Below are 23,751 nucleotides of genomic sequence, written 5' to 3' on the forward strand. Positions count from 1 at the left end.
ATGAAAAATACGATCAATATTCAAGACCAGTTTTTAAACCAGCTGCGCAAAGAGGGCATTCAAGTGACCGTCTTCTTATTGAACGGCTTCCAACTGCGCGGATACATTAAAGGGTTTGACAACTTCACCGTACTTTTGGAAGTGCAAGGAAAACAACAGCTCATTTACAAGCACGCCATTTCGACGTTTGCGCCGGAGCGGAACATCCATTTTGAAACCGAACAGTAAGACCGACGGTACATGCGCCGCCGAAAAAAGGCGCCTTCCTTCGCGGAGGGCGCCTTTTGCCATTTCCCGTTTTCCTTCCGCGCCCGCTATTTGATCGACAAGCTCCTGCGTCACCCGAAGGGAAGTGAGGGACGAGGTGAATTCAGATGCGTAAACCGCCGCTTTTGTGAATAACATATACAAACTTTTTCCGCTATAGCCGACCCGCTGTTCGTTTGGGCGATTGTCACGGATCGGCGGCGGCGTACGTATACTAGTAACGAAAAGGCAAGGCGTCAAAAGCCAAGTCGGAACGGGTGCGTATGGAAGAAAATGGTAAGCGAGGTGACGCCCCTTGTCAGAATTGACGATGAACAAGGCGAAAGGGCAAATCAACATCGTGTTGAACTCCAAAACGGTAAACCATTTAGTGAAAGAAGAGAGAAACGACTGGCTCGATGGCGAAGAGCATCAGGCGCTCCGCAATATTCAAAAGGAGCTTGATCAGCTGATCGGCCTTGATCATGTCAAAAAAATCATCAAGGAAATTTACGCCTGGCTGTACATCAACCGGCTGCGCAAGGAGAACGGCTTAAAGGCCAACCGCCAGGCGCTCCATATGATTTTCAAAGGCAATCCCGGCACCGGCAAAACGACGGTGGCTCGCTTGCTCGGCAAGCTGTTTTTTGAGATGAACGTGCTGTCCAAAGGGCATTTCATCGAGGCGGAGCGGGCCGATTTGGTCGGAGAGTACATCGGGCATACGGCGAGCAAAACGCGCGATTTGATCAAAAAAGCGCGCGGCGGCATTTTGTTTATCGATGAGGCGTATTCGCTCGCCCGCGGCGGGGAAAAAGACTTTGGCAAGGAAGCGATCGATACGCTTGTGAAAGGAATGGAAGACTATTGCGACGATTTGGTTGTCATTTTAGCCGGTTATCCGAAAGAAATGGACTATTTTTTATCGTTGAACCCAGGGTTGCCGTCGCGCTTTCCGCTGACGATCGAGTTTCCGGACTATACCGTCGAAGAGCTCGTGCAAATCGCCAAACAAATGCTGCGTGAGCGCGAATACGACATGACGCCGGAAGCGGAGCGGAAACTGTACATTCATCTCGAAGGGACGCTGGAAGCGACCGGCCGCCTCAAGTTCAGCAACGGCCGCTATGTGCGCAACTTAATCGAAAAAGCGATCCGCAAGCAGGCGGTCCGTCTTCTGCACGAAGGGCGCTATGACAAAAAAGAGCTGATGACGATCCGTGACCGCGATTTAGTGATTCATGCTTGAACGCTCTCCCACCTACGCTCACGCGTGGAAGTGGGGGTCTTCTCGGCGCGAGATGATAAAAAAGCCAAGGAGGCTCCTCTTTCTTTTTCTTGTCGAAAGAAAGAGGTCTTCCTTTCTTTTTTGTGCCGCAAAAAAGAGGATACAACATCGGCCGGCTCGCGGCGCTCGAAGCTGGCTTTCCGGTCGAAGTGCCGGCCGTGCAAATCAACCGGATGTGCGGCTCGGGGCAGCAGGCGATTCATTTCGCCGCCCAGGAAATCCGCGCGATGAGCTGGTTTCGTTTTGGCAACCGGATTTGACGGTTCCGCTCGCCCCTGTGTTTCCTCCGGAAGAAAGCGACGTCTAGCTGATCGAGCACCGTCTTGTTTGGCTGTTAGTTCTGAAAATAACGGCTTTGCTTTTGGAGTCAGCAGCAGAAAGAAGAACGCAAAGGGGATCGATGCCATGAAACAACCTGTTCTTGCTTCCTTGTATTTATCGCTTGCTGCCAGCATTTGGGGCGGGATGTACGTCGTGAGCAAATACGTGTTGGACTACATTCCGCCGTTTACGCTTGTCTGGCTGCGCTACGCCGTCGCCTTGATTGTGCTTGGTGCCATCGCCGCGGCGAAACGGGAGCGCCCGCCAAAGAGCGGGCGCGACTGGGGGATGGTCATCGCAATCGGAATCATCGGCTATGTCGTTTCCATTTCGTTGCAGTTTGTCGGCACAAAATGGTCGAACGCCCATACCGCTTCCCTCATCACCGCCTCGACCCCGGCGTTTGTCGTTTTGTTTGCCCGCTGGCTGCTTGGCGAGACGCTCACATGGCGGAAAATGGCTGCGCTGCTACTGGCGACAGCGGGTGTCATCGTCATCGTCGGCTTAGGAGGCGGAGAAGAATCAACGTTTCTTGGCAACATTTGCTTAGTCGGCGCGGCGGTCACTTGGGCGCTGTTGTCGGTGCTCGTGAAAATCGCTTCGGCCCGCTTGTCCGTGTTTTCGATCACCACGTATGCCATTTTTGTGGCACTCATTGGCATGACGCCGATGATGCTAGCCGAAGGGCCGGGGCTTGCTGCGAGCCATTGGAGTGTTCCCGTCGCCCTTGGGGTGTTGTATCTTGGCGTTATATCGACAGCAGGGGCATTTTTTCTTTGGAACAAAGGGATGGAAATGATTGACGCCGGCGTCGGCTCGCTCTTTGGCCGGCTGTTTTTACAAGAGCAACTCGATGTCTCGTTTTGGCTCGGCGGGGCGCTCATTGCTGCCGGCGTGGCCGTGGCGGTGCGAAGCGAGCAAAGCGCGTAAAGGAAAGCGTCAGCAAACTATATATAGACTCCCATGACAAAAAAATTTCGTCACCATCGGAAGGATGAAAAGACCTCTATGTTGAATTTTACAACTTTACACATTTTGGAGTTCGGGTATTTTCAGGATAGATGCAACAAAGAAGTTTAACATATCCTTGACAGAAAAGTGGTTTGCCCATTTTCGACTGTCGAAGGCAAGTGTGTGGCTTGCCTCCGTCACGCCTTAGCGTGACGGAAGACCGAACAACGACTTGCTTCACAGACCCATTCATGGGTCTTTAAGCGGCGTTGTTCGGTCACTCGACAGTCGGATGCAATGACCGGCAAAGACGAAAAATGTTAAAGCTTTAAATTGCATCTATTATCAAAGCGAGGAGCCGTCTCTCTTTTCGTACGAATCAATTTTGCCGTTTTATCATGGCTCGCCCGCTGTTTCCCCAACCGCCCGGCGCGGCAGCTTCCAACCGTATGTGTAGGACAAAATGCGCAAAGCGGCGACGGCGATAAACAGCATATACAGCTCTACGGGCGAATCCGTCCATTTCAACCCGACGGCAAGGCCGGCCAAAATCGCCCAGGCGGCGTAAATCTCCGCATGCAGCACGAGCGGCTTCCGTCCGGCGAGCACATCGCGGATGATGCCGCCGCCGCTTCCGGTCAACACCGCGGCGACGATGACCGCGCTTAACGGATGACCCATGTTGACGGCATACAGCGCTCCTTGAATGGCGAACGCGGACAGCCCAAGGGCGTCAAAAAAGTTGCCCCACCGCTTCCACGGCGGCAGCATTTGCTTTGGGAACAAATACACAACTGTCATGGCCGCCAAAGCGACAAGAAAGAGCGGCTCTTGTTCCCATAACGCCGACACGGGAACCCCGATCAGCAAATTGCGCACCGCCCCGCCGCCAAAAGCGGTGACAATCCCTAAAATGTACACCCCAAGCAAATCGTACTCCTCTTCCATCGCGACGATCGCCCCGCTAATGGCAAAGGCGATCGTGCCGATGATGCTCAATACTTCCCACGTCATTCGTGCTGTTCCTTTCCGTGCAGTGTTCTTGTATCATTGTAGGGGCAAAAGCGGCGGAAAATCAATCATTTTTTTGGAACGAACTAGCAGACCGACGGTGGGATTTGGTATCATGAACGTAGAGAACATGTTCGCCGCGAGGGAAAGGAAGGGGGATGCCATGAGCCGTGAACAAGCGATCCTTGTCGGCTGCCAGCTCGCTGGTGTCGATGATGAACGGTTTCGCTATTCGATGGAGGAGCTCGCTTCGCTCGTTGCGACGGCGAACGGCGAGGTTGTGGCAGAGGTGACGCAAAAACGTGAAGCGCCGCACCCGGCGACGTATATCGGCAAAGGGAAAACGGAAGAGCTCGCCGCCCTTGTCAAGGAGCTCGAACCGGATTTTGTCGTTTTCAACAGCGAGCTTTCCCCAAGCCAGGCGCGCAATTTGACAAACCTGCTTGGCGAGGTGAAAGTGATTGACCGGACGCAGCTGATTTTAGACATTTTTGCCCAGCGCGCCCGCTCAAAAGAAGGAAAGCTGCAAGTCGAGCTCGCCCAGCTCGAATATATGCTGCCGCGCCTTAGCGGCCAAGGGGAGATGCTGTCTCGCTTGGGCGGCGGCATTGGCACGCGCGGCCCGGGGGAGACGAAGCTCGAGACCGACCGCCGCCATATTCGCCGCCGCATTGATGACATTAAGGCGGAACTGCGGCGCGTCGCCAAGCACCGTGGGCGCTACCGCGAGCGCCGGCAAAAAAACCAAGCGTTTCAAGTGGCGCTCGTCGGCTATACAAACGCCGGCAAATCAACGATTTTCAATCGGCTGACCGCCGCCGATTCGTTGGAAGAAAACTTGTTGTTTGCCACGCTCGATCCGTTGACGCGCAAATGTGTCTTGCCATGCGGCTACACGGTGCTTGTCACCGATACGGTCGGGTTCATTCAAGACTTGCCGACGACACTTGTCGCCGCGTTCCGCTCGACGCTCGAGGAAGTGACGGAAGCCGATCTATTGCTTCACGTCGTCGATTCGTCTCATCCGGATTACGTTGCGCACGAGCGAACGGTGTCGCGGCTGCTCGCTGAATTAGGGGCTTCTTCCATTCCGATGGTCACGGTGTACAATAAAAGCGATCAAAAAGCGTCGGAATTCATTCCGACAACGACTGCTTCCATCATGATCAGCGCGCTTTCCGCCGCCGACATTGACCGGCTCCACTATTTTCTTGAAGAGGCGGTGAAACAGCAAATGGCCCGTTACGACGTGTCGATCCCAAGCGGTGAAGGAAAATTGCTCGCTCGGTTAAAATCGGACACCATTTTGCACGAATGGCATTATAATGAACAGGGAGGCACGTACGACTGCCAAGGGTACGTGCTGCCGACGCACCCCTTGTATGGGGAGCTGCAATCATTCCAACGGTAGAAAGGGTTCATCTATGTTTTGGACACAATGGAGACACGGAGAAACCATCGCTCTTCTCATCGAGGAAATCGAAGCACAAATCGCGCCGATTCACCGCCGCATCGATGAACTGGTCGACGTCAACCAATACCGCGTGCTTGAGAGCTTCCGTCGCCATCAAGTGAGCGACGCCCACTTCATTCCGTCAACCGGTTATGGATATGACGATGCGGGCCGCGATACGCTCGATCGCATTTTCGCTGATGTGTTTGGAGCGGAAGAGGGGCTTGTGCGCCCGCAAATCATTTCCGGCACGCACGCGATTGCGATCGCGCTGTTTGGCGTGTTGCGCCCGGGCGATGAATTGCTTTACATCACGGGCGCTCCGTACGATACGCTTGAGGAAATCGTCGGCGTCCGCGGCCGCGGCGTCGGCTCGCTGAAAGAGTTTGGCATTCGTTATCGCAGTGTGCCGCTCACAGCGGAAGGGATGGTCGATTTTCCGGCCGTTCGCGAAGCGATCCATGAGCGGACGAAAATGATCGGCATTCAACGTTCGCGCGGCTATGCGGACCGGCCGTCGTTTACTGTCGAAGAGATCGGCGACATGATTGCATTCGTCAAGTCGATCAAACCGGATGTCGTCGTGTTTGTCGACAATTGCTACGGAGAATTCGTCGAGGAGAAAGAGCCATGCCATGTCGGCGCCGATTTGATGGCCGGCTCGCTCATTAAAAACCCGGGAGGGGGCTTGGCGAAAACGGGCGGCTACATTGTCGGCAAGCGGGAATATGTGGAGGCGTGCGCCTATCGGATGACCTCGCCGGGCATTGGAGCGGAAGTCGGTCCGTCGCTTTACAGCTTGCCGGATATGTATCAAGGCTTTTTCCTTGCGCCGCACACCGTGGGTCAGGCGCTCAAGGGGGCGGTTTTTACGGCGGCGATGCTCGAGCGGATCGGACTAAAAACCTCGCCATCGTGGAAGGCGAAGCGCACGGATTTGGTTCAGTCCGTCCGTTTTGACGATCCGGAACAAATGGTGGCGTTTTGCCAAGCGATTCAGGCTTCCTCCCCGGTCAACGCTCATTTCACTCCGTATCCGAGCGACATGCCCGGCTATGAAGACAAAGTGATCATGGCCGCCGGCACGTTCGTGCAGGGCGCGAGCATCGAGCTGACGGCAGACGGGCCGCTGCGGCCCCCATATGTCGCCTACGTGCAAGGCGGGCTGACGTATTCACACGTCAAAATCGCCATTTGTTCAGCCGTCCACCGTCTGCTTGAGCAACAGCTCATTTGTTTGTGAGAAAATATGACGCATCATTGACTGTTTTCTTGACATTATGGTAAAATGAAGGTATCAAAAGCGAGGAGGAATTGGCATGAGCAGTCATATTCGTCGTTCCATGCCATTGTTTCCGATTGGGATTGTGATGCAGCTGACCGACTTGTCGGCTCGGCAAATCCGCTATTATGAAGAGCACGGTCTCGTTTCGCCAGCGCGCACTGAAGGCAACCGGAGGCTGTTTTCGCTCAATGACATTGACCGCTTGCTGGAAATTAAAGATTTGATCGACCAAGGCGTCAACTTGGCGGGCATTAAACAAATTTTTGCCGCGCGGGAGGAAGGACGCCACCAGCAGGCGGAGAAAGTCGAAAAAGTAGGAAAACCGAAGCTGTCGGACGAAGAACTGCGCGAAATTTTGCGGAATGAATTGCTGCAGGCCGGGCGGTTCCAGCGCGCGTCGCTTCGCCAAGGAGATCTCGCTCGCTTCTTTCATTAATGACGGAACATGATTTCCGAGCCGGGGAGGAGTTTGGACATGGCAAAATATACGCGTGACGACATTTTACACATCGTCAAAGAGGAAAATGTCAAGTACATCCGCCTGCAATTCACCGATATTTTGGGGACGATCAAAAACGTCGAAATCCCGATCAGCCAACTTGAGAAAGCGCTCAATAATAAAATGATGTTTGACGGGTCTTCGATCGAGGGGTTTGTCCGCATCGAAGAATCGGACATGTATTTGTATCCGGATTTGGACACGTTTGTCATCTTCCCGTGGACATCGGAAAAAGGAAAAGTCGCCCGCTTTATTTGCGACATTTACAATGCGGACGGCACGCCGTTTGAAGGCTGCCCGCGCTACAATTTAAAGCGCGTGTTGAAAGAGATGGAAGCGCTCGGCTTTACGGCGTTCAACTTGGGAGCGGAACCGGAGTTTTTCCTCTTTAAGCTCGATGAAAATGGCCGTCCGACGATGGAACTGAACGACCGCGGCGGCTACTTCGACTTGGCGCCGACCGATCTTGGGGAAAACTGCCGGCGCGATATCGTGCTTGAGCTTGAGGAGATGGGCTTTGAAATTGAAGCGTCGCACCATGAAGTTGCCCCGGGCCAGCATGAGATCGATTTCAAATACGCTGATGCCGTAAAAGCGTGCGACGACATTCAAACGTTTAAACTCGTTGTCAAAACGATCGCCCGCAAACATGGGCTGCATGCGACGTTTATGCCGAAGCCGATTTTTGGGATTAACGGTTCGGGAATGCACTGCAACTTGTCGCTGTTTCGCAACAACGAAAACGCCTTTTTTGATCCGAACGGCGATTTGCAGTTGAGCGATACGGCCCGGCAGTTTATTGCCGGCGTGTTGAAGCATGCGCCGAACTTTACAGCTGTCACCAACCCGACGGTCAACTCGTACAAGCGGCTTGTTCCGGGGTACGAGGCGCCATGTTATGTCGCCTGGTCGGCGCGCAACCGCAGCCCGCTCATCCGCATTCCGGCTTCGCGCGGCATGAGCACGCGCATTGAAGTGCGCAGCGTCGATCCGGCGGCGAACCCGTACTTGGCGATGGCCGTGCTGTTGGCGGCCGGGCTTGACGGCATTCGCAACAAGCTCACTCCTCCGGCGCCGGTTGACCGAAACATTTACGTCATGACGAAAGAAGAGCGGCTTGAAGAAGGCATTGTCGATTTGCCGGCCACGCTGCATGAAGCGTTGGAAAACTTGAAGTCCGATGAAGTGATGATTCACGCGCTCGGCAAACATTTATTCGAGCATTTCGTCGAAGCGAAAGAAATTGAGTGGGATATGTATCGGACAACGGTTCATCAATGGGAATTGGACCAATATATGGAACTCTACTGATTCATAAAAAAGCTGCCCCGTTTTTTTCAGGGCAGCTTTTTTATGGGCGCAGGCCGGCACGAGTCAGTCGAACAGGCGATAGACGCCGATCACTTTGCCGAGAATCGTGCAGTCGCGGACGATGATCGGCTCAAGATGGGCGTTTTCCGGCTGCAGGCGGATGTGGTCTTTTTCCTTGAAAAACCGCTTCACCGTCGCCTCGTTGTCTTCCGTCATGGCGACGACGATGTCGCCGTTGTTGGCCGATGACTGCTGGCGGACGATGACGTAGTCGCCGTCGAGAATGCCGGCTTCGATCATGCTGTCGCCCATCACTTCAAGCATAAACAACTGCTCCTCGCCAGCGGCGAGCCGCTTCGGCAGCGGAAAGTAGCCTTCGATGTTTTCCACCGCTGTAATCGGTTGACCGGCCGTCACCTTGCCGATGATCGGCACCGAGATGATCTCCTCTTTTTCTCTCTCCTTGGCCATATCGTTGTCCAAAATTTCAATGGCGCGCGGCTTTGTCGGGTCGCGGCGGATGTACCCTTTGCTTTCTAGGCGCGCGAGATGCCCGTGGACCGTCGAACTTGACGCCAGTCCAACCGCTTCCCCAATTTCCCGCACCGACGGAGGATAGCCTTTTGTTTTTACTTCCTGTTTAATAAACTCTAAAATTTGCTGTTGTCGTTTTGACAGTTTCGTCATTGTTTCACACCTTTCGCCACATCATTTGCCTTCATTATACCATGCGGAAGACGAAAAAACAAACATAGGTTCGAGTTTTTTATTGACACAAACAAATGTTCTTGACTATAATGAAGGAAAGCGAACAAACATTCTAGAAAGGGTGGGGAGAATGGAGAAAACGTTGCTGCACTATGTTTTGTTTTCATTTTTGTTTTCGCTCGTGTTGGCAGGGTTCGTTTACGCCAGCAGCCCGGTCGATAAAAAAGAATACGTGACGATCACGGTCGCTCCCGGCGATACGCTTTGGGGGCTGGCAAAACAGTACGAACAGGAACACCATATGCCGCCTGATGAGTTCATCCGCTGGGTCGTCGATGTCAACCATTTGCCGAGCCCGCGTCTTGCCACCGGTGAACAAATTGTCATTCCTGTGTTAAAATCAAAGCAGGGCGGCTCGGTGGCCGTCAATCAGTGATGGAAAGAAGGGAGTGGCCATGAGGGCGGTCATTTACTGCCGAGTCAGCACGGACAAAGCGGAACAGGAAACGTCACTCGCGAGGCAACGAGATGAGCTCGAGCAGCTGGCGGCCGAGTGTGGATTTGAAGTCGTGAAAGTGATCGCCGAGCAGGCGAGCGGTTATGAAGCCGACCGCGACGGCGTGTTGGAGCTGCTTTCGCTTTGCGAGGAAGGCGAGGTCGATGTGCTGCTCATTCAAGATGAAACGCGGCTTGGGCGCGGCCATGCGCGCATGGCGGTGCTGCATTGCTTGAAAAAGCAAGGGGTGAAAATATACAGCGCCAGCCACCGCGGGGAGATGCCGCTGTCGGAGGCCGATGAGATGGTGTTATCCATCATCGCGATTGTCGAGGAGTACCAAAGAAAAATACATAACGCCAAAATTAAGCGTGGCATGCAGCGAGCCATCGCCAGCGGATACCGACCGGAGCGGAACCTAAGGCGCCGGGGCGAAAACGCCGGGCGCGATCGAATCGATCTGCCGGTTGAGGAGATCGTCCGCTTGCGCGAGCGTGGACTGACGTTTGCCGATATCGCCGCGACGATGCGAAGCTTCGGCTACGAGGCGTCCAAGGCGACCGTCCATCGGCGTTACCAGGAATATATGGACGAGCAACAAAGGCGGCGTTGATCGTGTACTGCGCCTGACCCTAAAGCGGCGAGCGGGCAAAGGAAGCCAAGATGCCATCCTTGCCATCTTCCCGGTTGATCAGATAAGATAAAACAGAGTGAGAATATGGCAGATAGGAGAAGATGATCAATGCTTGCCAAACATAAATTAGCCCGCATCAATGAACTGGCGAAAAAAGCGAAAACGGCCTGCTTGTCGGCCGAAGAGGCCCTCGAGCAAGCGAAGCTGCGCCGTGAGTACATTCAAGCGTTCCGCAAGGCGATGACCGATATGCTCCATACAGTGACCGTCATTGACCCGAACGGCAACGACGTGACGCCGAAAAAATTAAAGGAAAGCCAGCGGCGGCGCTTCCATTAAACGGTCGAAAGAGGGGTGGACCGGAAAATAACGTTGTACAAGCCGATCGATTTTCTATATGATAGTAAATGACACCATGTTAATGAAAGGGAGGAAGACGATGGCGCATTCAATCGAGGAGTTGGCGATTACGACGATTCGAACGCTGTCGATTGACGCGATCGAAAAAGCGAAATCCGGGCACCCGGGCATGCCGATGGGCGCGGCGCCGATGGCGTACACGCTTTGGACAAAATTTATGAATCATAACCCGGCGAATCCAAACTGGTTCAACCGCGACCGGTTTGTCTTGTCAGCCGGGCACGGGTCGATGCTGCTTTACAGCTTATTGCATTTAAGCGGCTACGATGTCACGATGGATGACTTGAAGCAGTTCCGCCAATGGGGAAGCAAAACGCCGGGCCATCCGGAATACGGCCATACGCCGGGCGTGGAAGCGACGACCGGCCCACTCGGCCAAGGGATTGCGATGGCGGTCGGCATGGCCATGGCGGAACGGCATTTGGCTGCTACATACAACCGCGACGGGTTTGAGATTATCAATCATTATACGTACGCCATTTGCGGCGACGGCGATTTGATGGAAGGAGTGGCGAGCGAAGCGGCGTCACTCGCCGGCCACTTGAAGCTCGGCCGTCTGATCGTCCTGTATGACTCGAACGACATTTCGCTGGACGGGGAGCTCAACCTGTCGTTCTCGGAAAACGTCGCCCAACGTTTCCAAGCGTACGGCTGGCAATATTTGCGCGTTGAGGACGGCAACAATATTGAAGAAATCTCCAAAGCGCTCGAGGAGGCGCGGGCGGACCTTGACCGGCCGACGCTCATTGAAGTAAAAACGACGATTGGCTACGGCTCGCCAAATAAAGCGGGCACGTCCGGCGTCCACGGCGCTCCGCTCGGCGCCCAAGAGGCGAAGCTGACGAAGGAAGCGTACCGCTGGACGTTTGCTGAAGATTTTTATGTACCGGAAGAAGTATATGCCCATTTCCGAGAAACGGTGCAAGAGGCCGGTGCGAAAAAAGAAGCGGAATGGAACGAACAGTTCGCCGCGTACGAACGGGCGCATCCGGAGCTGGCCGCCGAGCTGAAGCGGGCGATTGAAGGGAAGCTTCCGGATGGCTGGGAGGCGGCGCTGCCGGTGTATGAAGCGGGCAAAAGCCTGGCGACCCGCTCATCGTCCGGGGAAGTGATCAACGCCATCGCCAAAGCGGTGCCGCAATTGTTTGGCGGTTCGGCGGACTTGGCAAGCTCGAATAAAACGCTCATCAAAGGCGGCGGCAACTTCTTGCCGGACAGCTACGAAGGGCGCAACATTTGGTTTGGCGTGCGCGAGTTTGCCATGGGGGCGGCGCTGAACGGCATGGCGCTTCACGGCGGGTTGAAAGTGTTCGGCGGCACGTTCTTCGTGTTCTCTGACTATTTGCGCCCGGCGATCCGCTTGGCGGCGCTGATGGGCTTGCCGGTCATCTACGTCTTGACGCACGACAGCATCGCCGTCGGCGAAGACGGCCCGACGCACGAGCCGATCGAACATCTCGCTTCGCTTCGGGCGATGCCGAACTTGTCGGTCATCCGTCCGGCTGACGCAAACGAAACGGCGGCAGCATGGCGGCTGGCGCTCGAATCGACGGACAAGCCGACTGCGCTCGTCTTGACGCGTCAAGATGTGCCGACGTTGGCGGCAACAGCTGAGTTGGCGTATGAAGGCGTGAAAAAAGGTGCGTACGTCGTTTCACCGGCGAAAAACGGCGCTCCGGAGGCGCTGTTGTTGGCGACTGGCTCGGAAGTCGGTCTGGCCGTCAAAGCGCAAGAAGCGCTTGCCGCTGAGGGCATCCATGTCTCCGTCATCAGCATGCCATCGTGGGACCGCTTCGAAGCGCAGCCAAAATCGTACCGCGATGAAGTGCTTCCGCCGGCCGTGACGAAGCGGCTCGCCATTGAAATGGGCGCGTCGCTCGGTTGGGAGCGCTACGTCGGCGCCGAGGGCGACATTTTGGCCATCGACCGATTCGGTGCTTCCGCTCCAGGAGAGAAAATCATGGCCGAGTATGGCTTTACGGTTGACAACGTCGTCCGCCGCACAAAAGCGCTGCTCGGCAAGTAACCGGAAAAGCTGCCCTTGCGTTGTTGCAGGGGCAGCTTATTTTTGTGAAAGATGGCTGCGCTTTGGTCAAGTATTTTCGGGGTTGAATCGAGGACAAAGGCTTGTTTGTTGGCGTGTTTGCGGCCGCATGGCCATCGCAAACAAAAATCGACAATGTTAGTGAAAAAACTCGCCGTTAATAGACATATTTTTCCTCTCTCATTTTCTATAATAGAAAATAGATGAACAGAAATGGGGGATGGGGCATGGTCCGCTATTGGATTTATTTGTTGAATGACGATGTGGCGTCGCATTACCGCCATCGGGCAGAAAAAATTGTCGAACTGCTTCGTGAGCATCAATACGCGAAAGCGCCGCTGAAGGCGATTTGCCGCAAGCAAGTCGAATTTATCACCGAACGGCTGTCATTTTCGCGCCTGGAACTTGGCTTAAAGCAATATTTTGCCGGCCGCGTCGACAAAAATTTGGAGCGTAATATGTTTGTTTTGCAAAACGACGCCGGCAAGGAAGCGTTGCTTGTCGTGCAAAAGCGCCGCTTGCTTCTTGTCGCTGACAGCGCGCCGCTTGCCGCGGACATCGGGCGGGCGCTCGCTCGGCTTTCGCCGACGTTTTTGGCGGTCGACGCCGATTTTGTCGATTACTACTGGCTGTCTGCGCCTCGGCAAGGAAGAAAATTTGCGTAATGAAAAGATTTTTGTCGCGAAATATTGTCTAATGACGCATCGTTTAGTACACTGTTAGGGAGACAACAAGAAGGAGGAAAATCGCTGTTATGTGGGGTACGATTCTCGTTGGCGTGCTGGCGCTCATCGCCGGGGTGGCGATCGGATTTTTCGTCGCCCGCAAAACGATGATCAATTATTTGAAGAAAAACCCGCCGATCAATGAACAAATGATTCGCATGATGATGATGCAAATGGGCATGACTCCGTCGCAGAAGAAAATCAACCAGATGATGAAAATGATGAACAATCAACTGAAATAAGCGAAACGGACACTCGATCGAGAGTGTCTTTTTATTTTGCCAAAATGTTCTTTCAAAATTTTTCTAGTTTTGTTACAATAATATGGCGATTGTTCGTCAGCCAAATGAAAGGAGGGCGGGCCTTATGCGCGTGTTTCGCGATTTGTTTTGGTTTTTCCGCCAAGAAAAGAAGGCGTATATCACCGGTATTTTCGTGCTTGTCATCGTGGCGTTTTTGGAGACAGTCCCGCCGAAAGTGATCGGCTTGTTGGTCGATCATATGAAAAACGGCACGATGACAAAAGAAGTGCTCATCCGCTGGATCGCCGTCCTCGCCGCCGTTGCGGCGGCGCTTTACGGGCTCCGCTACGCTTGGCGCATTTTCATTTTCGGTTCGGCGGTCAAGCTTGCCCGCCAGCTGCGCAACGAGCTGTATCAGCATTTTACGAACATGTCGCCGTCGTTTTACCAGCGGAAGCGGATCGGCGATTTAATGGCCCATGCAACCAACGATTTGCAAGCGATTCAGCAGACGGCCGGAAGCGGCATTTTGACGCTTGTTGACTCGGTGACGCTTGGCGGGGTTGTGTTGGCAACGATGGCGTTTTCGATCAGCTGGAAGCTGACGCTCATCAGCCTATTGCCGATGCCCGTGATGGCGGCGGCGACGAGCCGCTATGGGACGATGCTCCATCGTCGTTTTTTAACGGCGCAAGCGGCGTTTTCGTCGCTGAACGACAAGGTGCAGGAAAGCGTCAACGGCATCCACGTCATCAAGGCGTTCGGCTATGAGGAACACGATGTCGAGGCGTTTCGCCGTCAATCGGAAGACGTCGTGGCGAAAAACGTTGCCGTCGCCAAAATTGACGCCTTGTTTGATCCGACGATCGGGCTGCTTGTTGGGCTGTCATTTTTTCTCGCTGTGGTGTTTGGCAGCCAAATGGTTTTGGCGGGCGAATTGACGATCGGCGAGCTTGTGTCGTTTACGACCTACCTTGGCCTGCTTATTTGGCCGATGTTGGCGTTCGGCTGGATGTTTAACATTGTTGAGCGAGGGCGTGCTTCGTACGACCGGGTGCGGGCGCTGTTGGCTGAACAAGATGAAATCAACGAACGTCCGGATGCCCTTCACATCTCTCCGCAAGGCGACATTGAGTATGATGTTCGTCAATTTGCCTATCCGGGGGAGGCGAAGCCGGCGCTTCGGGGCATTCGTTTTCAGCTCAAGCGTGGGGCGACGCTTGGCGTCGTCGGCAAAACGGGGGCGGGAAAAACGACGTTGCTTCGCCTGCTGCTGCGCGAGTTTGACGGCTATGACGGCGAGATTCGCTTCGGCGGCCGCGACATCCGCGATTATACGCTTTTCGCGCTCCGTTCGGCGATCGGCTACGTGCCGCAAGACCATTTCTTGTTTTCTGCCTCCATCCGCGACAACATCGCCTTTGCCAAGCCGGAAGCCGGAGAGGACGAGGTCGTACGGGCGGCGCGGCTGGCCGACATTCATGATGACATTTTGCAGTTTCCCGACGGGTATGAGACGGTCATCGGAGAGCGCGGCATTTCCCTATCCGGTGGGCAAAAACAGCGGCTGTCCATCGCCCGGGCGCTTCTCATTGACCCGGAAGTGCTCATTTTTGATGACGCGTTGTCGGCCGTGGATGCGAAGACCGAGGCGCGGATTTTAGCGGCGCTCAAACAGGAGCGGCGCGGAAAAACGACGATCATCGCCGCTCATCGTTTAAGCGCGGTTGAGCATGCCGATTGGATTCTCGTCTTTGACGGGGGGCGAATTGTGCAGGCCGGAACGCACGAGCAGCTGATGGCAGAAGACGGCTGGTATCGTGACATGCATCGACGCCAGCAGCTTGAGGCGCTTGCGGAGTAACAACAGGTCTGAACGTTCGAGCTCTCGCCAAAAACGAGCGGAGCGAAAAGCCTGAAAATACAAGTTGTTTGTAAGATAGGGGGAAGTGGATGAACGACCGATGGTTGACAACAAAAGAGCAGCGGCGCGTCTTATGGCGGCTGCTCGCTTATATGGGAAGATACAAAAAAGAAACGGCGCTTGCGTTTGCGCTTCTTCTGTTGGCAACGGCCGGGGAGCTTTCCGGCCCGTATTTGGTGAAAGTGTTCATTGATGACTATTTGGTGCCGGGCCGCCTCGCTTTTGGACCGGTGGCGGCGCTGGCCGCCGCCTATCTCGGCGTGCTCGTCTTGAAAACGATCATTTCCTACTTCCAGCTTGTCGAGTTTCAGCGGCTCGCTTTGTACGTCATTCAAGCGCTGCGGATGGATGTGTTTGCGAAAGTGCACCGGCTCGGGATGAGCTATTTTGACCGGACGCCGGGCGGAAGCATCGTTTCGCGGGTGACGAACGATACAGAAGCGATCAAGGACATGTTCATCAGCGTCCTAGCGGCCTTTGTGCAAAACGGCTTGTTTGTCATCGGCGTGTTTGTCGCTATGTTTTCGCTTGATGCTAAGCTTGCGTTGTTTTGCCTGTTCATCCTCCCGGCGATCGCGTTCATCATGCACACATACCGCCGCTACAGCTCAGTGTTTTATCAAGAGATGCGCGAACGGCTGAGCGAACTGAACGCCAAATTGAACGAATCGCTGCAAGGAATGGCCGTCATTCAAGCGTTCCGCCAGCAGCGCCGTTTATATCAAGAGTTTGCCGCCGTCAATGAAGCGCATTACAAGGCGGGGATGAAAAACATCCACCTTGATGGACTGCTGCTTCGACCGGCGATCGATGTGGTGTATATGTTGTCGATCATGGTCGTGCTCAGCTTTTTTGGCATCACGGCGCTTGATGGCCCAGTTGAGATCGGCGTGCTGTATGCGTTTGTCAACTATTTGGAGCGCTTTTTCGAACCGGTGACGCAAATGATGGCGCGCCTGTCTCTTTACCAGCAGGCGATCGTTTCCGCCTCTCGCGTGTTTGCCCTTCTTGATCATCAAGAAGAGGCGCCGGCCAATCCAAATCGGTCGCCGCATGTGATCGAGCGCGGGGAAATCGAATTTCGGGATGTCAGCTTTTCCTACGACGGCAAACGAGATGTGCTGAAACGGCTGTCGTTTGTCATCCGTCCAGGTCAGACGGTCGCGTTTGTCGGCCATACCGGCAGCGGCAAAAGTTCGATCATCAACTTGCTCATGCGCTTTTATGAGTTTGACCGCGGCGATATTTTGCTTGACGGCCGGTCGATCCGCGATTACTCGCGCGCCGAGCTGCGCCGCCGCCTCGGCCTTGTCTTGCAAGATCCGTTTTTGTTTTACGGGACGGTCAAAGAGAACATTCGCATGTATAATCAGGAACTGGACGACGAAGCCATTCAGGAGGCCGCTCGGCTCGTGCAGGCCGATGCGTTTATTGAGCAATTGCCCGATCGTTACGACCATGTGCTCGCCGAGCGCGGGGCGACGTTATCAAGCGGTCAGCGCCAGCTTCTTTCCTTTGCTCGCACGATCGCTGCTGATCCGAAAATTTTGGTGCTCGATGAGGCGACCGCCCATATTGACACCGAAACAGAGGAAGCGATTCAAGATGCGCTCATGCGCATGCGGAAAGGGCGGACGACGATCGCCATCGCCCACCGTCTATCAACGATTCAAGACGCTGATCAAATTTTCGTCCTCCACTGCGGCGAAATCATCGAGCGCGGTACGCATCAGCAACTGCTGGCGCAAAAAGGGCTTTACTACCAAATGTACTTGCTGCAAAACGGCCTCGTCGATGTCCAAGCGCAACATCCAAAGAACGGACTGTTCGCCCGCCATGAGATGAGATGACCGCTTGCGCAGGCGGCGGGGGCGTGCCGGAAAGAAAAAGCGCCGTTTCCCGTTTAGCGGGAGGCGCTTTGTTTTCGTTGTCGTACTTGTTCGCGCTGATAGGCGTTGAGCAGCGTGTCGAGTTCTTTGCTTACTTTCATTGCGGCTTCAGAGTTTAAACCCGTTTTGGCTACAGTGTCGACAAGTTCCATCCGCTTTTGTTCGATTAAGGTCAACAGATTGCATTTTGGCACGAATAAACCGTCCTTTTCATGAAGTATCGTGTACTGTATTTTATATTATTTTACCAATGAATGCAAAAATGGAAAATAGAAAAATTGACCAAGAAACAGCGGGAAAAACGTTACGGGGAGGAGGATTTTTGCTAAAATAAAAGTAAAAAACAGAGCAGGGGCTGATCCAACAGTGAATGATCTCAATCTCTTTTTAGCGTTCGGCGCCGGGTTTTTGTCGTTTATTTCCCCGTGCTGCCTGCCGCTTTATCCGGCGTTTTTGTCTTATATTACCGGCGTGTCGGTCAGCGAGCTGAAAGAAGAAAACGCCATGCTCAATCGCCGCAGTTTATGGCATACGCTTTGCTTCTTGCTAGGATTCTCGCTCATTTTTATCTCCCTCGGCTTCGGGACATCGTTTCTCGGCCGGCTGTTTGCCGATTATCAAGATGTGATCCGGCAAATCGGCGCGGTCGTGATCGTCGCCCTCGGCCTTGTTGTCGCCGGGCTGTGGAAGCCGGCGTTTTTGCTGAAAGACCGGCGCATTTCGTTTCGTGAGCGGCCGTCCGGCTATTTCGGCTCGGCGCTGATCGGCATGGCGTTCGCCGCCGGCTGGACGCCGTGCATGGGGCCGATTTTGGTGGCGGTCATCGCTTTGGCTGCCGCGAACCCGGGCTCGGGGATGATGTATATGCTCGCGTATACGCTCGGCTTTGCCGTTCCGTTTTTCATTCTCTCGTTTTTTATCGGCAAACTGCAATGGATCCGCCGCCATAGCGCCCCTATCATGAAAGTGGGCGGGTATGTCATGGTGGCGATGGGCGTCGTTTTGTACTTTGACTGGATGACGAAGCTGATCGCTTATACGACGAGCTTGTTTGGCGGGTTTACTGGTTTTTAGCGGCTGTTGTTCGAGGAATATCGTTGAAGAGAGGATGATGAAAAAATGGCGTCCATTTTAACATCTTTCCGAAAGAAGTCTCCCACTTCTAAACGAAGTGAAAGTGGGAGATGAATTTTGGTTAGGTATAGCCTAAAATTGTCTCTTTTCCGTGAAAATCCCCACCACTTGGTGAGTGCGGTATACGCTCCTGATCCGTGAGGGTATACTGAAAATGGCCAAAAAAGGCAATAGGAAAGCAGAGGTGCCCGATTTTAGGCATCTCGTATAACCTGTCTGCCTTTTGGCTAGACTAAATAAGTTGTGGTTGGCGGAACGGCTCTTTGCGGGAGATCATGCAAAAGATGATCACCAACATCCGCCGAGCAATGGCGATGAGGGCTTTTTTCTTCCCGCACCGGGCCGCCAACGACCAAAACTTTCGGGACAAGGGATGCGTCTTGGATCGAGCTGCTGACCATGCCGCCTCGCATAACGCTGATCGGAGATGGGGATTGCCTTTTGTCGTGCGCGTGCTCTTTCGCTTTCCGGCGCTTTCATGGTTGCCGGGGGACAATCCAGTCCATGAAGCCGCCCGTTCCGGCGTTTCAAAGACGCTCATGTCGGTTCCCATCTCGGCGATGATGACGGCGGCGGTTTGTTTTTTCACTCCGGGCATGGTCATCAGCAGGTTCACTTCCTCGCGATACGGCTCGAGCAGGCGGTCGATGTGTTGGTCGACTTCTTCGATGAGCCGCTCCAATTCCTCAACGTGTTTCCACAAGAGGCGAAGGAGACGGAGCTCGTGTTCGGTCAAGGTGCCGAGCAGCGAATCGTACACCGCTTGCTTTTTCTTTTTGAGCCTTCCGCGCAGGCATTCATCCAACTCGTCCTTGTCCACGTATCCCTTCTCCAGCAGCCGGGCGAGGATGTCTTTTCCGGAAACGCCGAAGAGATCGGAGAGGACCGAGCCGAGTTTGACATTGGAAGACTCGAGCACTTTTTGAATCCGGTTTTTCTCCGAAGTCAGCTGTCCGACCCACTTTTTGCGGAGGCGGGTAAAATCCCGCAATTCGCGAATATCCGCTGGGGGGACGAAACTTTTTTCAACGAGTCCATGGCGGAGCAGCTTGGCGATCCACTCGGCGTCCGAGACATCGGTTTTTCTTCCCGGGACATTTTTGATCCGCTGCGGATTGGCCAGTGTCAAGTCGACATAGCCCTCGAGGAAGGCGAAGACCGGTTTCCAATACACGCCGGTGGATTCCATGGCGACATGGGTGACGCCATGTTCTTCGAGCCACTCAAGCAGGTCGCCAAGTCCCTTCGAGAACGTGGAGAAGGTTTGAATGTCCTTTTGAATGTGTCCATCTTCTTCCCATAGCGCGCAGGCGACGATGGTTTCGGCATGAACATCCAATCCTGCGCAGCGAGGATAGATGACATCCATGATGAAAATCCTCCTTTTCGATGATCGAGTGCGCAAACAGTGAATCCACGGGAGACATGCGGCAGTTTTCCGTTCGTCGTCACCTTTCCTCTATCACAGGAAAGGGCGGACAATGGGTGGTGCACCCAGTGGATTCAAACACTTTTCCGTACAGGGTCTAAGCCACCATTAAGCATAACGTCCTGTTAAACTGTTTGCGCCTATTCTTCATTATGGGAAGAAAAGGGGGATTTTCATCCCTGGGTGGAGGGCAAAGCGTGCTGCCCATGGATCTTTTCCGTGAAAATCCCACGTTGGTGAGTGGTGATTTTCATGCCCGAGCGGAGGGCAAACCATTGCCCATGGATCTTTTCTGGCCGCGCTGGATTTCCCAAGTTCAAAAACCGCAAGGCGAAACAGTCGTACACCACAAATGCCGCGTTTTTTGTTATAATGATAGCGTTGTCCATGAATTTTGCCGGAAGAAGGTGATGGCTTTGGCGTTCATTACATCGCTCATCGCCGTTGTAATGGCGTTTTTCATCTTTTTTGTGCGCATGAAGGCGTCAGAAAAGCCGACGAATGCCAAAAAAATTATTTTGCCGCCGCTGTTTATGAGCACTGGGGCGCTCATGTTCATCGATCCAGTCTTTCGCGTCACACGCGGGGAGCTCATTGAGGCGGTCATTCTCGGCCTGTTCTTCTCGCTGTTTCTCATTAAAACGTCGAAATTTGAAATCCGTGGCAACGATATTTATTTGAAACGCTCAAAATCTTTTATTTGGATTTTGCTCGGGTTGATTGTCATTCGTCTTGGCTTGAAAACGTATTTAGGTCGAACGATCGACTATCGCCAGTTAAGCGGCATGTTTTATTTGCTCGCGTTTTCAATGATCGTCCCATGGCGGATTGCGATGTATGTTTCGTATAGAAAACTGGCAGCGCAGCTGAGACCGCCGATTCTTACGTGAAAAGGCGTCCGAGAGAATGTAGACGCCTTTTCTTGCGCCAAGTGCATAAAACGGCCGCGAGGCGTCAAACGTTGCGTTTTCGTTGAGATCCGCCTCTTGTTTGCCGCGCAGCGGCCGCAGCGAGCCGCGAGGCGAAATGGTGAAAAAGCCGCCGTCTCATCTGTCGGTTCGGATGAGCGTCAGCGGCTTTCCAACAAATGTTGATATGGGGCGAGATCGATGTTTTTCGCTTGCAACGTCCGGATCAAAAATTTATGATCGCGCTTGGGGGTTGCGATGATGTAGCCGCGAATGAGCAAATCGCGTGTGATGCGCGGCGCCTGCTCCTTCAAGGCAAGCTCGCCGATTTTGCCGGCGATTTTTTGCCGGGCCACGTCGCGAAACAGTTCGGGCACAGGGCGGACAAGCTCCTCAAGCAGCGCCTTTTCTTCATCCCCCCATAAATGGCGCGTCTGCTCAATATAATACTCCTGCCAGTCGAGTTCCGATTTTCCATCTTCTTTCGGCAGTCGTTTCAAAAATTTGCGGAACATAAAAAAGCCGCCGATCGACATCATGACAAGCAAAAAGACAACCCAAACCAAAATAAACCAAAGAAACCATCCGGTCAGCACGATGACCACCCCAACTACTGATCGAGAGTTTGTCTTCTGCTGTCCGCAACAAGCAGGGCGGCAGAGGACAAGTTTCGTCTATTATTATGTCGAAAAGCGCAAGGCTTGGCAAGCATTGAGAGCGCGTCCAGCATTCTGTTACGGTCCGTAACGCAACTGTAACGCAACTGTAAAGATGCCTGCCCCGTCCTAGAGCGTCAACGGTTTTGAAATAGGCTACCCGCTCGTCTGGAAATGAAAGACAGTGACGCGCCTAGTTTTGCCTGTTAATCTAGTAAGAAAAGAGAAACAGGAAGAACGATGGAGGCAAGGTGGATGATGGAAATGAAGAAAACAATTGCAGCGCTGGCCATAACTTGCAGTCTGGCGCTTGGTTCACAATCGGTGCTGGCGGAAGCGGCGGGCTCCTATACATACTACCAAGTGAAAAAAGGCGATACGCTGTCGAAAATCGCCAAACAATATCATACAACGGTGGCTTCACTAAAATCGCTGAACAGTTTAAAAACGGATACGATCCGCATTGGCGCGAAATTGAAAGTCCCGGCGGCTGCGAAGCGTCCCGCCTTGGCATCAGCCGGCAAAAAGGCGATTTCGCTCACCGCCGCCGACCGAAAGCTGCTTGCTCAGCTCGTGCAGGCGGAGACCGGCTCGCTCGAGCCGTTTGCCGGCAAGGTGGAAGTGGCGCTTGTCGTTTTAAACCGTACAACGCACCCAGAGTTTCCAAAGACGGTGCGCGGCGTCATTTATCAAAAAACGAAATCCGGCTATGCGTTTGTGCCGGTGAAAACGGGGAAATTGACCCGCATTCAGCCGACCAAGCAAGATTACGAGGCGGTCGACAAGGCGCTGGCCTTATTCCCAAACGACCGCCGTGGCTCGCTTTATTTCTACAATCCGAAAATCACAAAAGACAAGTGGATGTTATCGCGTCCGGTGACGATTCGCATCGGGCACCATGTCTTTGCGAAGTGAACAGAGCCGGGACAGGCTCTGTTTCTTTTTGGACGTATGGCTCCATAAGGCAATCGCCGCCGCCAAGCAGGGGAAACTATCCGAAGCGCGCCGGCTGTTGGAGCAGGCTGGGGCAGAACGGCAAGCCGCTCACGAGCTGCAAACGTCGTTGCGACAGCCGGAAGGCAGTCTACGGCTGTGACGCTGCTGATGGTGCGCTCCCAAGACCATTTGATGACAGCGATTGCCGTCAAAGAGTTGGCGGCTGAATTCGTCGATTTGTATGAACACATTCAATCGTAAAGGCCAACCCGCCCGTTTCACTCGGACGAGTTTTGGCAACCAATGATGTAACCATAATTTAATTATGTAAACAAAACGGCATCAAAACAGTTGCTCCAACGTTTGCTGCCGGTTGAACGAGGCGGTGCTCCCCGCTCCTTCTTGGCAAACGGAACGGGGGGCACGCCGCCCTTCAGCCGAGCGGTTTACATATCATGGCTTGTGTTATGTTTTTGCCGCGTGTGATTGCGGTTCTTCACTTTTTTCGAACCGTCAAGCGGCTCCGGCTGCCCAGGATTGTCGCCTTTTGGGGCGTTTTTGCGCATATCTTTGCCGTCGTTTTTGTTCGTCATTTGTTGTCCCTCCTTTATCCGTTAGCATGCGGCGTTGTGCTTTCGCTTATTCGGCGCATAATTTGCGCCCGGTTTGAAACGATAAGTAGTGAACGACCGCGATGACTGCGAAGGAGGGACGAGCCATGGTTTACCATAAAACGAAGCAAGAGGCGTTTCAAGCAGCGCAAAAGGCGACGATGGAAGCGAAAGAATGGCACGATCACTTGGTGCGTGATCAAGCCGACTACGGCCACCAGCTGGCCCATCTTCGGCAAGAAGTAAACGAGGCGTTCGCCCAAATTGAAAACGCGCTCGAAGTTGCCTCGGAAACGCAGCGCGTGCAGCTCGAAAAATTCCGCAGCGATTTGCAGGCGATCGTTGACGAAGTCAATGAAAACGAGTAAGGGAATGCCGGCGGCGGACATTCCCTTTTTTCATGCTATGGCAGTCCGGGATGGAGGAATGGCCGCCACGCTATTGGTTCTTTTTTCGTTTTTTGTTGTTTTGGCGCTGTGCTTCTGTCAGTGGTTCATTGGAAAACTCTTCGTTGTAGCCGGCCCCCATTCCTTGCGCTTTGGCGGCGTTCATGCCAGGGATCACGTGGTTTGCTTTTCGCTTTGCCATTCGTTTCACCTCCGCTTCTAGTTTGCGACGAAACGGGCGCCT

General features: G+C 53.8%; 26 protein-coding genes and 2 pseudogenes. 21 read left to right on the top strand and 7 right to left on the bottom strand.

The window, feature by feature from the left end:
* The 4 genes and pseudogenes from hfq (at window position 1) to QSJ10_RS05980 (ending at window position 2,785) form a co-directional block, all read left to right on the top strand.
* Complete coding sequence (gene hfq / locus QSJ10_RS05965; protein ID WP_011230812.1) at window positions 1–228, top strand: RNA chaperone Hfq; 228 nt, start codon at window positions 1–3, stop codon at window positions 226–228.
* Window positions 229–562: 334 nt separating this feature from the next.
* Window positions 563–1,495 carry a stage V sporulation protein K gene (spoVK, locus tag QSJ10_RS05970; RefSeq protein WP_049624714.1) on the top strand — a complete coding sequence of 311 codons (933 nt, stop codon included), beginning with the start codon at window positions 563–565 and terminating at the stop codon, window positions 1,493–1,495.
* A gap of 89 nt (window positions 1,496–1,584) precedes the next feature.
* Window positions 1,585–1,761 (top strand): annotated as a pseudogene (locus tag QSJ10_RS05975) (thiolase family protein); the annotation flags it as partial.
* Between the two features lie 178 nt (window positions 1,762–1,939).
* A complete protein-coding gene (locus QSJ10_RS05980) occupies window positions 1,940–2,785 on the top strand; it encodes a DMT family transporter (RefSeq protein ID WP_053532772.1) in 846 nt (281 codons plus the stop codon).
* A 417-nt stretch (window positions 2,786–3,202) separates the two neighbouring features.
* Here the strand turns inward: QSJ10_RS05980 and QSJ10_RS05985 are convergent, their stop codons facing one another.
* Window positions 3,203–3,820 carry a trimeric intracellular cation channel family protein gene (locus tag QSJ10_RS05985; RefSeq protein WP_033017292.1) on the bottom strand — a complete coding sequence of 206 codons (618 nt, stop codon included), beginning with the start codon at window positions 3,818–3,820 and terminating at the stop codon, window positions 3,203–3,205.
* 160 nt (window positions 3,821–3,980) lie between these two features.
* On the opposite strand from QSJ10_RS05985, the gene hflX reads away from it, so the two are divergent.
* From hflX to glnA, 4 genes are all read left to right on the top strand, one after another.
* A complete protein-coding gene (gene hflX, locus QSJ10_RS05990) occupies window positions 3,981–5,228 on the top strand; it encodes a GTPase HflX (RefSeq protein ID WP_053532532.1) in 1,248 nt (415 codons plus the stop codon).
* A gap of 13 nt (window positions 5,229–5,241) precedes the next feature.
* Window positions 5,242–6,513 carry a methionine gamma-lyase family protein gene (locus tag QSJ10_RS05995; protein WP_033017295.1) on the top strand — a complete coding sequence of 424 codons (1,272 nt, stop codon included), beginning with the start codon at window positions 5,242–5,244 and terminating at the stop codon, window positions 6,511–6,513.
* Between the two features lie 76 nt (window positions 6,514–6,589).
* Window positions 6,590–6,991, top strand: a complete 402-nt coding sequence (locus tag QSJ10_RS06000) for a MerR family transcriptional regulator (RefSeq protein ID WP_033017296.1) — start codon at window positions 6,590–6,592, stop codon at window positions 6,989–6,991.
* 39 nt (window positions 6,992–7,030) lie between these two features.
* Window positions 7,031–8,365, top strand: coding sequence for a type I glutamate--ammonia ligase (gene glnA / locus QSJ10_RS06005; protein ID WP_033017297.1), 1,335 nt, complete (start codon window positions 7,031–7,033; stop codon window positions 8,363–8,365).
* 63 nt (window positions 8,366–8,428) lie between these two features.
* On the opposite strand, the gene lexA is transcribed toward glnA, so the two are convergent.
* Complete coding sequence (gene lexA / locus QSJ10_RS06010; protein ID WP_011230827.1) at window positions 8,429–9,052, bottom strand: transcriptional repressor LexA; 624 nt, start codon at window positions 9,050–9,052, stop codon at window positions 8,429–8,431.
* 151 nt (window positions 9,053–9,203) lie between these two features.
* Here lexA and yneA point away from each other — a divergent pair, with 151 nt between their 5' ends.
* From yneA to QSJ10_RS06050, 8 genes are all read left to right on the top strand, one after another.
* Window positions 9,204–9,509 carry a cell division suppressor protein YneA gene (yneA, locus tag QSJ10_RS06015; protein ID WP_033017298.1) on the top strand — a complete coding sequence of 102 codons (306 nt, stop codon included), beginning with the start codon at window positions 9,204–9,206 and terminating at the stop codon, window positions 9,507–9,509.
* Between the two features lie 19 nt (window positions 9,510–9,528).
* Window positions 9,529–10,182, top strand: a complete 654-nt coding sequence (locus tag QSJ10_RS06020; RefSeq protein ID WP_013145683.1) for a YneB family resolvase-like protein — start codon at window positions 9,529–9,531, stop codon at window positions 10,180–10,182.
* Window positions 10,183–10,311: 129 nt separating this feature from the next.
* Window positions 10,312–10,542 (top strand): DUF896 domain-containing protein, encoded by a 231-nt coding sequence (locus QSJ10_RS06025; protein WP_033017300.1) that lies wholly within the window; start codon window positions 10,312–10,314, stop codon window positions 10,540–10,542.
* Window positions 10,543–10,642: 100 nt separating this feature from the next.
* Window positions 10,643–12,649, top strand: coding sequence for a transketolase (gene tkt, locus QSJ10_RS06030; protein ID WP_033017301.1), 2,007 nt, complete (start codon window positions 10,643–10,645; stop codon window positions 12,647–12,649).
* Between the two features lie 245 nt (window positions 12,650–12,894).
* Entirely contained in the window at window positions 12,895–13,332 is a 438-nt protein-coding gene (gene sirA, locus QSJ10_RS06035; RefSeq protein WP_033017302.1) for a sporulation inhibitor of replication protein SirA, read from the top strand.
* Window positions 13,333–13,421: 89 nt separating this feature from the next.
* Window positions 13,422–13,634: a YneF family protein gene (locus tag QSJ10_RS06040; protein WP_011230833.1), complete on the top strand. Its 213-nt coding sequence runs from the start codon at window positions 13,422–13,424 to the stop codon at window positions 13,632–13,634.
* Between the two features lie 124 nt (window positions 13,635–13,758).
* Entirely contained in the window at window positions 13,759–15,498 is a 1,740-nt protein-coding gene (locus tag QSJ10_RS06045; protein WP_053532530.1) for an ABC transporter transmembrane domain-containing protein, read from the top strand.
* Window positions 15,499–15,587: 89 nt separating this feature from the next.
* A complete protein-coding gene (locus QSJ10_RS06050; RefSeq protein WP_287135373.1) occupies window positions 15,588–17,408 on the top strand; it encodes an ABC transporter ATP-binding protein in 1,821 nt (606 codons plus the stop codon).
* 53 nt (window positions 17,409–17,461) lie between these two features.
* Here QSJ10_RS06050 and QSJ10_RS06055 read toward each other — a convergent pair whose 3' ends face one another.
* Window positions 17,462–17,641: an aspartyl-phosphate phosphatase Spo0E family protein gene (locus QSJ10_RS06055; RefSeq protein WP_033017305.1), complete on the bottom strand. Its 180-nt coding sequence runs from the start codon at window positions 17,639–17,641 to the stop codon at window positions 17,462–17,464.
* A 172-nt stretch (window positions 17,642–17,813) separates the two neighbouring features.
* Between QSJ10_RS06055 and QSJ10_RS06060 the strand changes: the two genes are divergently transcribed.
* Window positions 17,814–18,521 (top strand): cytochrome c biogenesis protein CcdA, encoded by a 708-nt coding sequence (locus QSJ10_RS06060; RefSeq protein WP_033017306.1) that lies wholly within the window; start codon window positions 17,814–17,816, stop codon window positions 18,519–18,521.
* A gap of 292 nt (window positions 18,522–18,813) precedes the next feature.
* Here the strand turns inward: QSJ10_RS06060 and QSJ10_RS06065 are convergent, their stop codons facing one another.
* Window positions 18,814–19,950, bottom strand: a complete 1,137-nt coding sequence (locus QSJ10_RS06065; protein WP_064213609.1) for an IS110-like element ISGka2 family transposase — start codon at window positions 19,948–19,950, stop codon at window positions 18,814–18,816.
* A 476-nt stretch (window positions 19,951–20,426) separates the two neighbouring features.
* Between QSJ10_RS06065 and QSJ10_RS06070 the strand changes: the two genes are divergently transcribed.
* The gene (locus QSJ10_RS06070) at window positions 20,427–20,900 is read left to right on the top strand and encodes a CcdC family protein (RefSeq protein ID WP_053532615.1); all 474 of its coding nucleotides are present in this window, start codon (window positions 20,427–20,429) and stop codon (window positions 20,898–20,900) included.
* Between the two features lie 179 nt (window positions 20,901–21,079).
* Here the strand turns inward: QSJ10_RS06070 and QSJ10_RS06075 are convergent, their stop codons facing one another.
* Window positions 21,080–21,514 carry a DUF2621 domain-containing protein gene (locus QSJ10_RS06075; protein WP_033015157.1) on the bottom strand — a complete coding sequence of 145 codons (435 nt, stop codon included), beginning with the start codon at window positions 21,512–21,514 and terminating at the stop codon, window positions 21,080–21,082.
* A gap of 324 nt (window positions 21,515–21,838) precedes the next feature.
* Here QSJ10_RS06075 and QSJ10_RS06080 point away from each other — a divergent pair, with 324 nt between their 5' ends.
* Both QSJ10_RS06080 and QSJ10_RS06085 read left to right on the top strand, forming a co-directional pair.
* A complete protein-coding gene (locus tag QSJ10_RS06080; protein WP_053532613.1) occupies window positions 21,839–22,489 on the top strand; it encodes a cell wall hydrolase in 651 nt (216 codons plus the stop codon).
* Window positions 22,473–22,771: pseudogene (locus tag QSJ10_RS06085) on the top strand (PTS lactose/cellobiose transporter subunit IIA). The gene QSJ10_RS06080 and the pseudogene QSJ10_RS06085 overlap by 17 nt, the downstream one beginning before the upstream one ends.
* Window positions 22,772–22,956: 185 nt before the next feature.
* Here the strand turns inward: QSJ10_RS06085 and QSJ10_RS06090 are convergent.
* A complete protein-coding gene (locus QSJ10_RS06090; protein WP_011230843.1) occupies window positions 22,957–23,103 on the bottom strand; it encodes a small acid-soluble spore protein P in 147 nt (48 codons plus the stop codon).
* Window positions 23,104–23,228: 125 nt separating this feature from the next.
* Between QSJ10_RS06090 and QSJ10_RS06095 the strand changes: the two genes are divergently transcribed.
* The gene (locus tag QSJ10_RS06095; protein ID WP_011230844.1) at window positions 23,229–23,489 is read left to right on the top strand and encodes a hypothetical protein; all 261 of its coding nucleotides are present in this window, start codon (window positions 23,229–23,231) and stop codon (window positions 23,487–23,489) included.
* 70 nt (window positions 23,490–23,559) lie between these two features.
* On the opposite strand, the gene sspO is transcribed toward QSJ10_RS06095, so the two are convergent.
* Window positions 23,560–23,709 carry a small acid-soluble spore protein SspO gene (sspO, locus tag QSJ10_RS06100; RefSeq protein ID WP_008879509.1) on the bottom strand — a complete coding sequence of 50 codons (150 nt, stop codon included), beginning with the start codon at window positions 23,707–23,709 and terminating at the stop codon, window positions 23,560–23,562.
* Between the last annotated feature and the right edge of the window lie 42 nt (window positions 23,710–23,751).

The sequence above is a fragment of the Geobacillus stearothermophilus ATCC 12980 genome (genome assembly GCF_030369615.1).
Classification (GTDB): Bacteria; Bacillota; Bacilli; order Bacillales; family Anoxybacillaceae; genus Geobacillus; species Geobacillus stearothermophilus.

Coding starts and splice junctions, on each gene's coding strand:
- hfq (WP_011230812.1), top strand. CDS start 1: ATGAAAAATACGATCAATATTCAAGACCAGTTTTTAAACCAGCTGCGC.
- QSJ10_RS05980 (WP_053532772.1), top strand. CDS start 1,940: ATGAAACAACCTGTTCTTGCTTCCTTGTATTTATCGCTTGCTGCCAGC.
- QSJ10_RS05985 (WP_033017292.1), bottom strand. CDS start 3,820: ATGACGTGGGAAGTATTGAGCATCATCGGCACGATCGCCTTTGCCATT.
- hflX (WP_053532532.1), top strand. CDS start 3,981: ATGAGCCGTGAACAAGCGATCCTTGTCGGCTGCCAGCTCGCTGGTGTC.
- QSJ10_RS05995 (WP_033017295.1), top strand. CDS start 5,242: ATGTTTTGGACACAATGGAGACACGGAGAAACCATCGCTCTTCTCATC.
- QSJ10_RS06000 (WP_033017296.1), top strand. CDS start 6,590: ATGAGCAGTCATATTCGTCGTTCCATGCCATTGTTTCCGATTGGGATT.
- glnA (WP_033017297.1), top strand. CDS start 7,031: ATGGCAAAATATACGCGTGACGACATTTTACACATCGTCAAAGAGGAA.
- lexA (WP_011230827.1), bottom strand. CDS start 9,052: ATGACGAAACTGTCAAAACGACAACAGCAAATTTTAGAGTTTATTAAA.
- yneA (WP_033017298.1), top strand. CDS start 9,204: ATGGAGAAAACGTTGCTGCACTATGTTTTGTTTTCATTTTTGTTTTCG.
- QSJ10_RS06020 (WP_013145683.1), top strand. CDS start 9,529: ATGAGGGCGGTCATTTACTGCCGAGTCAGCACGGACAAAGCGGAACAG.
- QSJ10_RS06025 (WP_033017300.1), top strand. CDS start 10,312: ATGCTTGCCAAACATAAATTAGCCCGCATCAATGAACTGGCGAAAAAA.
- tkt (WP_033017301.1), top strand. CDS start 10,643: ATGGCGCATTCAATCGAGGAGTTGGCGATTACGACGATTCGAACGCTG.
- sirA (WP_033017302.1), top strand. CDS start 12,895: ATGGTCCGCTATTGGATTTATTTGTTGAATGACGATGTGGCGTCGCAT.
- QSJ10_RS06040 (WP_011230833.1), top strand. CDS start 13,422: ATGTGGGGTACGATTCTCGTTGGCGTGCTGGCGCTCATCGCCGGGGTG.
- QSJ10_RS06045 (WP_053532530.1), top strand. CDS start 13,759: ATGCGCGTGTTTCGCGATTTGTTTTGGTTTTTCCGCCAAGAAAAGAAG.
- QSJ10_RS06050 (WP_287135373.1), top strand. CDS start 15,588: ATGAACGACCGATGGTTGACAACAAAAGAGCAGCGGCGCGTCTTATGG.
- QSJ10_RS06065 (WP_064213609.1), bottom strand. CDS start 19,950: ATGGATGTCATCTATCCTCGCTGCGCAGGATTGGATGTTCATGCCGAA.
- QSJ10_RS06080 (WP_053532613.1), top strand. CDS start 21,839: ATGAAGAAAACAATTGCAGCGCTGGCCATAACTTGCAGTCTGGCGCTT.
- QSJ10_RS06090 (WP_011230843.1), bottom strand. CDS start 23,103: ATGACGAACAAAAACGACGGCAAAGATATGCGCAAAAACGCCCCAAAA.
- QSJ10_RS06095 (WP_011230844.1), top strand. CDS start 23,229: ATGGTTTACCATAAAACGAAGCAAGAGGCGTTTCAAGCAGCGCAAAAG.
- sspO (WP_008879509.1), bottom strand. CDS start 23,709: ATGGCAAAGCGAAAAGCAAACCACGTGATCCCTGGCATGAACGCCGCC.